Raw genomic sequence first — 7,640 nt, forward strand, 5'->3', positions numbered from 1 at the left:
TACCAAGTAAGCGTTTGCATTTTATTTTAAAAAAATATCCTCCTCAATTTTTAAACACTTCTGGATAAACATATAATTTTTTCTATACCAAATTAATATATCAAAAACAGTTTAAAAAATCAATAGTTTAATAGGTAAAACTAGTAAAAGTAAAATCCGATTATTAGGCAAGTCTGAAACGATTTTCAGATAGCCTTATTTCTAAAGAAATAGCTATAAAAAAGGAAACTTCATCGTAAAAGTTAGACCATTTTGACTAACTTTTCAATAAAGTTTCCATGCATTTTTATACTATTTTTACGTTTTTTATTGTTGTAAAACCTTTCGTGGCTTCGTTCCTTCTGCTGGACCAATAACCCCAGCCATCTCTAATTCTTCCATCAAGCGAGTTGCTCGGTTAAAACCAACTGATAGTCTACGTTGAATCATGGATGCGCTCGCTTTTTGAGTTTCAATGACCAAAGCCTTTGCTTCTTCAAATAGCGGATCTCCACCTTCATCTCCTGTGCCAGACTCACCTTCTGTCTCAGAAACCTCTCCGGGATCAAAGCTTTCATCATAATCAGCATCTGCTTGAGCCTTGATAAAGCTAACAATACGTTCCACATCATCATCCGAGATAAAGGAACCTTGCAAGCGTACAGGGTGATTTTCATCGATTGGTTTGAAGAGCATGTCCCCTCGACCAAGCAATTTCTCAGCACCATTTTCATCTAAGATAGTTCGCGAATCCGTTCCAGAAGATACAGCAAAGGCTACACGGGACGGCACATTAGCCTTAATCAAACCAGAGATAACATCCACCGATGGACGCTGAGTTGCAAGAATCATATGGATACCAGCCGCACGCGCCTTCTGTCCTAGACGAATAATTGCATCTTCTACTTCCTTGCTAGCTACCATCATGAGGTCAGCTAACTCATCGACAATCACGACAATCAAAGGAAGAGGTACTTGTTTGTACTCAGATTGAGCATTGAATTCCTCAACCTTGGCATTGAAACCAGCAATATTCCGAACGCCGACTTTAGCAAAAAGTTCATAGCGATTTTCCATCTCATCAACAACCTTTTGCAAAGCCTTGCTGGCCTTACGAGGGTTAGTCACGACCGGAATCAAGAGGTGAGGAATATCATTATAGACTGATAACTCAACCATCTTCGGATCCACCATCATAAACTTGACTTGGTCTGGACGTGCCTTCATGAGAATACTTGCAATGATACCATTGACTGCAACAGATTTACCAGAACCGGTCGATCCAGCTACTAGCAAGTGAGGCATTTTTGCCAAATCAAAACTACGAGCCGTACCATTGACTGCTTTCCCAAGAGGAATTTCTAGGAGATTTTCAGGTTTAGTTTGCGATTGTTCCCAGAGTTCTCGGAAAGATACGGTCGCAATTTCAGAGTTAGGCACTTCAATCCCGACCAAGGATTTCCCTGGAATTGGAGCTTCGATACGGACATCTTTCGCAGCCAAGGCCAGAGCCAAGTCATCTGCTAGATTGGAAATGCGATTGACACGAACACCAACTGCTGGCTTGACTTCGTACTTGGTAACTGATGGACCGATTTCAGCACGTTCAACCGTTACCTTGATACCGAAACTCGCAAAGGTTTCTTCCAAAATCTTTATATTCTCGCGAACGATTTTCTTTTCCTTGGACTGATCTTTTGGTTTATCGGGTGCGAAGAGTTGCAAGCTGGGGAGTTTGTACTCTAGAGCTTTTTTAGCAGAAAAATCTACCTCAACATCCTCATCATCTAAGAACTCAGCTTCCTCTGGAATATCAACTTCGCTAGGAAGATCGTAGTCTGCTTGCGGTAGAATAATTTCAGGTTCTATCCATTCTTCCTCTGGAAGGGGTGGTAAATCATCAAAGTGAACAGGGGAAGCTTCTAAAATCTCTCCAGTTTCCATATCAACAGGAGGGATATCTAACAAGGCTTGCTCTGCTTGTTCTTTTTCTAGTCTTTCCTGTTCCTCTGCTTCCTTACGCGCTTTTTCTTCTTCTCGTTTGATGAAGCGTTCTTGTTTCTTCAGCTCGCGTCGCTCCATCCAAAGCGAAAAACGTGCTCCAAGAAAATCAGCAACGTCATAGACAGACCAAGGACTGACTAGAAGAGCACCGATCAAGATTAAGATAGCTCCGATAAAGTAAGTACCAATATTTGAAAAAAGAAAGGCGACTGGAATATAAAGGGCAACACCTAGCAGCCCTCCTCCAGCAAAGCTAGTCACACGAAAGCCTGTCAAATCTGTCAAAACTTGGGCTAAAGTTCCCTTAAAGACAGCCTGCTCTAAGCCATATTTCCATACAAGATAAGCTTCAAAAATCAGCAATAAGCCTGAAAAAATGCAAAGAAAACCTGAGATCAGACCTTCTTGCTTTCGAATCCATTTGAAGAAAAAAAGATAGACTAGAACGACAAAAATGACCAGATAGGCCAGACTTCCTACTAATAGACGAATGAGATTATAGAGGGTGAGACCCACTGCTCCTAATTTCAGAGCAGCGAACATTAAGCAAAAAGCTATGACTAAGGAAATTAACATCCGTTGGATAGCTTGCTTTCTTTCTAATTCAACTTTTGACGGTCTCCGTCTTGTTTTACTTGTATTTTTGTTTGCCATGCTTCTATTATACCATATTTCAGAAACATCTAGAGAAATCAAAAAAATGACTGCATCTACTAAACACAATCATCTTTCGTTGATATTTCTGAATTTTCTATTCTATATAATTTTTCAACAACCTTGTCTCACTACTTCTTCAAAAATCTAATTGCTGATTTTCTTGCCTTCTCAATCTTTTCGATTTCCAACTTCTCCACAGCAGATGTAGGAATCCATTTTTTCCCAAATAAAACTTGAGCTGCTTCTATCATCAGAGCACAAGCCCGAAAGTCCTTTTCTTCTGCAATTGCTTCACAAAACAAATCCTTCGTTTTCTCCATCAAGACTTCTTTTTCAACTTGATGAAAAGATAATTGCATCAAACTACTGGCAGACCAGGCACGACAAAGTGCATCTTGGTCAGTCAAGAGATGTTGTCCTAAGATTTCTATCTCACTTGTTGAACCAATCCAACCTAGGGCAATGATTAACTTTCTACGATTCGAAGCTTCCGAACGAGGTAAAAGAGAGATTAGAACAGGAAGTACTTGCTTGCAAGAAGATGCATAAAAATCTCTATGTCTTACTTTGGAAAGGATTTTCGCTAGAAGATATACAATCAAAACGCGTTGACTCTCTGCTTTCTCTTGATCGAGAATTTCCAAAAGATAATCGATTCCCTCCTGCCCATGCTGGTCAAAACTCGCCTCAAAATTCAGGTCAGTTTCTTCCTCCCAATCGTTGCAAATGAGCTCAAAATGAAAGGCAAGTTCTGGGCTCCTACCTAAATCAGCGATAAAATGAATTCGTTTAGAATCAGGAAAATTCTCGTCCACCAAGCTGGCATAGACCTTCTGTAACTCTTCTTTTGCAAGATTTTGGTGAGGGATATTTTCTTTCACTAATTTGTCGATTTCTTCTTTTCTAGAATCACTCATGACACTTTTCTCCTCTAAGGTATTTGTAGAACTTTAGCATTCTGTCATTTAAATTCTCAACGATTTACCTCTATTATATCACTTTAAAGACCTGTCTCTCTAGCTCCATTATCAAAAAATGACCGCCCACTTTCGTGTTCAGTCATTTGAATGTGTTTGTGATTATTTTTCTAATGGTTTACGAAGGTAACCATAAACTACACCACTAACAAGTGCTCCAATCAAGACAAAGACAAGGTAAAGAAGGGCATTTGTTGTAAGGGCGATAACGAAGATTCCTCCGTGAGGTGCCATCAGTTTGATTCCTGCAAGACCAACAAGTCCACCTGCTACTGCTGAACCAAGGATAAAGCTTGGGATCGCACGAGCTGGGTCAGCTGCACCAAACGGAATCGCACCTTCAGTAATGAATGACAAGCCCATAACGATGTTAGTCAAACCTGAGTTACGTTCTTCTTTGGTGAATTTATCTTTGAAAAGAAGAGTTGCGACAAAGATTGCAAGTGGTGGAACCATTCCTCCAGCCATTACTGCTGCCATAGCTACTGAACCACCTGTTGACACTGTTGCTGCAAGCGTACCAGTACCAAAGACATAAGCTGCTTTATTGACAGGTCCACCCATATCGACAGCCATCATTCCTCCAAGAACGACTCCTAGAAGGACAGCCGAACCACCTTCAAGACCACCAAGGAAATTGTTCATACCGGTGTTGATAGCAGCCATAGGAATGTTCACAGCCAGCATAACAAATCCTGTCAAGATTGTTCCAAAAAGTGGCAAGAGAAGGATTGATTTAGCACCTTCAAGAGAACGTGGAACCTTCACGTATTTCTTAACCAAGAGTACCAAGGCACCAGCGATAAATCCACCAACAAGGGCTCCTAGGAAACCTGATGATACACCTGCAAGAGCTGAAGTTGCTTCACCACCTTGAGCGTAAGGGATTTTACCAAAGGCAAAACCTTCTTTGGCAATAGCTCCAGCTACGAAACCTGCTACCAAACCTGGTTTTTCAGCGATTGAGTAAGCAACATATCCTGCAAATACTGGAAGCATCAAACCAAAGGCTGCGCCACCGATTTTCATGAACATAGAAGCGAGTTCATGGTAAGATCCAAGATTTCCGAGGCTATCGTTTGGTACACCCATAGCACCATCAATCAAGAAAGCAAGGGCAATCATGATACCACCACCGATAACGAATGGCAACATTTGAGATACACCACTCATCAAGTGTTTATAGAAGGCCCCACCAAGGCTTTGTTTTTCGTTGCTTGCTGTTGCAGTTTTTGCTCCATGAGTAGCATGGTAAACTTCAGCATCTCCTGATAGAGCCAAGTTGATCAGCTCTTCTGTCTTACGGATACCGTCTGCAACTGGACGATTAACCAAAGGTTTGCCATCAAAGCGGTCCATCTCAACTGCTTTATCTGCAGCGATGATAACAGCTTTAGCCTTACGAATATCTTCTGATGTCAATTTGTTGCCAACACCGCTAGCACCATTGGTTTCAACCTTGATACCGACACCCATTTCCGCGGCCACTTTTTGAAGAGCTTCTTGTGCCATGTACGTGTGGGCAATTCCTGTTGTACAAGCTGTAACTGCTACGATGAAGTCATCAGAGTCATTCGCAGGAACTTGTACTGGTTCTTGAGCTTTTTCTGAAGCTTGGTTAAAGAGTTCAATAACTTGATCAGCTGATGTTACTTGACGAAGTTTGTCAGCAAAGCCGTCTTTCATCAAATATTGTGACAATTCTGCCAAGGCAGCCAAGTGAGTATCATTGGCACCTTCTGGAGCAGCAATCATAAAGAAGAGGTCAGTTGGTTGTCCATCTAAACTTTCGTAGTCAACACCCTTGTTTGATTTAGCAAAGAGAACAGTCGCTTCTTTGACAGCAGCGTTTTTGCTGTGTGGCATTGCAATACCATCACCCAAACCTGTAGAAGTCAAAGCTTCACGCGCTAAGATTCCTTCTTTAAAAGTTTCAAAATCTGTCACGTATCCGTGTTCAACCAAACTATGAATCATTTCATCAATAGCTGCTGTTTTTTCAGTTGCTTGCAAATCAAGCAACATGACATCTTTTCTCAATAAATCCTGAATTTTCATCTTTTTTCTACCTCAACTTTTTCATAAGTTTCTTTAATAAATGCTGCAGTCGCCAAGTCATCTGAGAAGGTTGTCGCTGTTCCACAAGCCACTCCCCATTTGAAGGCTTCTACTGCGTCTTTTGATTTGACAAACTCACCCGTAAATCCAGCAACCATAGAGTCACCAGCACCCACTGAGTTTTTCACTGTTCCCTTGATCGGTTTAGCAAAGTAAGCTCCCTCTGATGTTACCAGAAGGGCACCATCACCAGCCATAGAAATAATCACGTTTTGAGCACCTTTAGCCAGCAACTCACGAGCATATTTTTCAATCTCATCTAAGCTTTCAAGTTTGACTCCAAAGATAGCCCCAAGTTCATGATTATTTGGTTTGACCAAAAGTGGCTGGTAGTCCAAACTATCAATCAAGGTCTGACCTTCAAAGTCACAGACCACTTGAGCGCCTGTCTGACGAGTCAAGGCAATCAAATCTTTGTAAATAACATTGCCTAGATTTTTAGCACTCGAACCTGCAAAGACAACTGTATCTTCTGCTGTTAAACTTGAAAGAATAGCTTTTAACTCTTCAAGTTGTTCAGCTTCAACAGTAGGACCAGTCCCATTGATTTCTGTTTCTTGATCTGCTTTGATCTTGACGTTGATACGCGTATCTTCTGCTACTTGGACAAAGCGTGTTTCAATTTTCTCTTCAGCTAAAGTATCAGTGATAAATTTACCTGTAAAGCCACCGATGAAGCCTGTCGCAGTATTTGGAATATCCAAGCGTTTCAAGACACGGCTAACATTGATTCCCTTACCACCAGCAAACTTATCATCACTGTCCATACGATTGACACTACCAACTTCCACTTTATCCAGACGGACAATGTAGTCAATAGATGGATTTAGTGTGACTGTATAAATCATACTTCGATAACCTCCGTTTTTTCTTTGATAGCTGGCAAGAGTTCGTGACCCTTGCTTGTAATCACAATAGCTCGTTTTATAGGGGCGACCTTAGCGAAACAAGACTGACCAATCTTAGACGAATCCGCCAAAACATAGGTTTGTTTGGCATTTTCTAGAATAGCACGCTTAACAGCTCCCTCCTCCATATCTGGAGTTGTATAGTAACCTTCATCCACACCGTTCATTCCGATAAAGGCACGGTCAAAGTGAAGCTGGTTAATCTGATTAAGCGCAACACCACCGATGCTGGCATCAGTCGTCATTTTAACCCCACCGCCAATAATAACTGTCGGGATTTGCTTATCCACTAATTGAACCGCATGGTGAATGGAGTTAGTCACAACAGTAATGTCTTTTCGCTCCAATTCCTTAATGAGAAAGGCTGTTGTACTTCCTGCATCCACAAAGATAACATCTTTTTCTTTGATGAGGGAAGCTGCCTTTTGCGCAATTAATTTTTTTTCTTGAAGGTTTTTGACAGATTTCTCTTGAATGGTTTCTTCTTCTTGCAAGGAGTGAGGCAACTCTGCACCTCCATGCACTCGGCGAAGTTTATTTTCCGATTCCAACTCATCTAAATCGCGTCTAACTGTTGATTCTGAAGTATCCAGCAAGCCTACTAATTTCTCTAAAGTAACGACTTTATGTTTACTCAGCTCCTCTAAAATCAACTTTTTTCTCTCAGTTTTTAGCACTTACTCACCTCCTGTTAACGATTACAATAATCATTCTATCACAAAAAATAGCAAAGTCAAGCATTTTTTGTCATTTTCTTTCATTTTCTATCATTTTGCCAATTGTTTGAATTTTATTTGCAAGATACTTGCCTTTATGATAAACTATTTTAGTAAGTATTGGAAGATTACTCAAGAGGCTTAAGAGGCCGTGTTGGAAACGCGGTAGGCGTGTGAAAGCGTGCGTGGGTTCGAATCCCATGTCTTCCGTTGCTATAGTGTAGAGAGTGGGACAGAAATCGGTAATTCGTTAGAATTCGATTTCGTCGTCCCACCTCCGC

5 protein-coding genes and 1 tRNA gene are annotated in these 7,640 nt (G+C 41.0%); 1 reads left to right on the forward strand and 5 read right to left on the reverse strand.

Annotation, left to right across the window (positions count from 1 at the left end; all coding sequences use genetic code 11):
* Nucleotides 1-306 precede the first annotated feature (306 nt).
* The 5 genes from ADH90_RS08365 to ADH90_RS08385 form a co-directional block, all read right to left on the reverse strand.
* Nucleotides 307-2,637, reverse strand: coding sequence for a DNA translocase FtsK (locus ADH90_RS08365; protein ID WP_080982644.1), 2,331 nt, complete (start codon nt 2,635-2,637; stop codon nt 307-309).
* A 131-nt stretch (nt 2,638-2,768) separates the two neighbouring features.
* Entirely contained in the window at nt 2,769-3,557 is a 789-nt protein-coding gene (locus ADH90_RS08370) for a HEAT repeat domain-containing protein (RefSeq protein ID WP_049530859.1), read from the reverse strand.
* A 162-nt stretch (nt 3,558-3,719) separates the two neighbouring features.
* A complete protein-coding gene (locus tag ADH90_RS08375; RefSeq protein WP_049530860.1) occupies nt 3,720-5,675 on the reverse strand; it encodes a PTS fructose transporter subunit IIABC in 1,956 nt (651 codons plus the stop codon).
* Entirely contained in the window at nt 5,672-6,583 is a 912-nt protein-coding gene (pfkB, locus tag ADH90_RS08380; protein WP_049530861.1) for a 1-phosphofructokinase, read from the reverse strand. The genes ADH90_RS08375 and pfkB overlap by 4 nt, the downstream gene beginning before the upstream one ends.
* Nucleotides 6,580-7,320 (reverse strand): DeoR/GlpR family DNA-binding transcription regulator, encoded by a 741-nt coding sequence (locus tag ADH90_RS08385; RefSeq protein ID WP_049530862.1) that lies wholly within the window; start codon nt 7,318-7,320, stop codon nt 6,580-6,582. Before ADH90_RS08385 ends, pfkB begins: the two co-directional genes overlap by 4 nt.
* A gap of 161 nt (nt 7,321-7,481) precedes the next feature.
* On the opposite strand from ADH90_RS08385, the gene ADH90_RS08390 reads away from it, so the two are divergent.
* A tRNA-Ser gene (locus ADH90_RS08390) sits at nt 7,482-7,569 on the forward strand.
* Nucleotides 7,570-7,640: the final 71 nt, after the last annotated feature.

The organism is Streptococcus pseudopneumoniae, from assembly GCF_001073085.1.
GTDB classification, from domain to species: Bacteria; Bacillota; Bacilli; order Lactobacillales; family Streptococcaceae; genus Streptococcus; species Streptococcus pseudopneumoniae_M.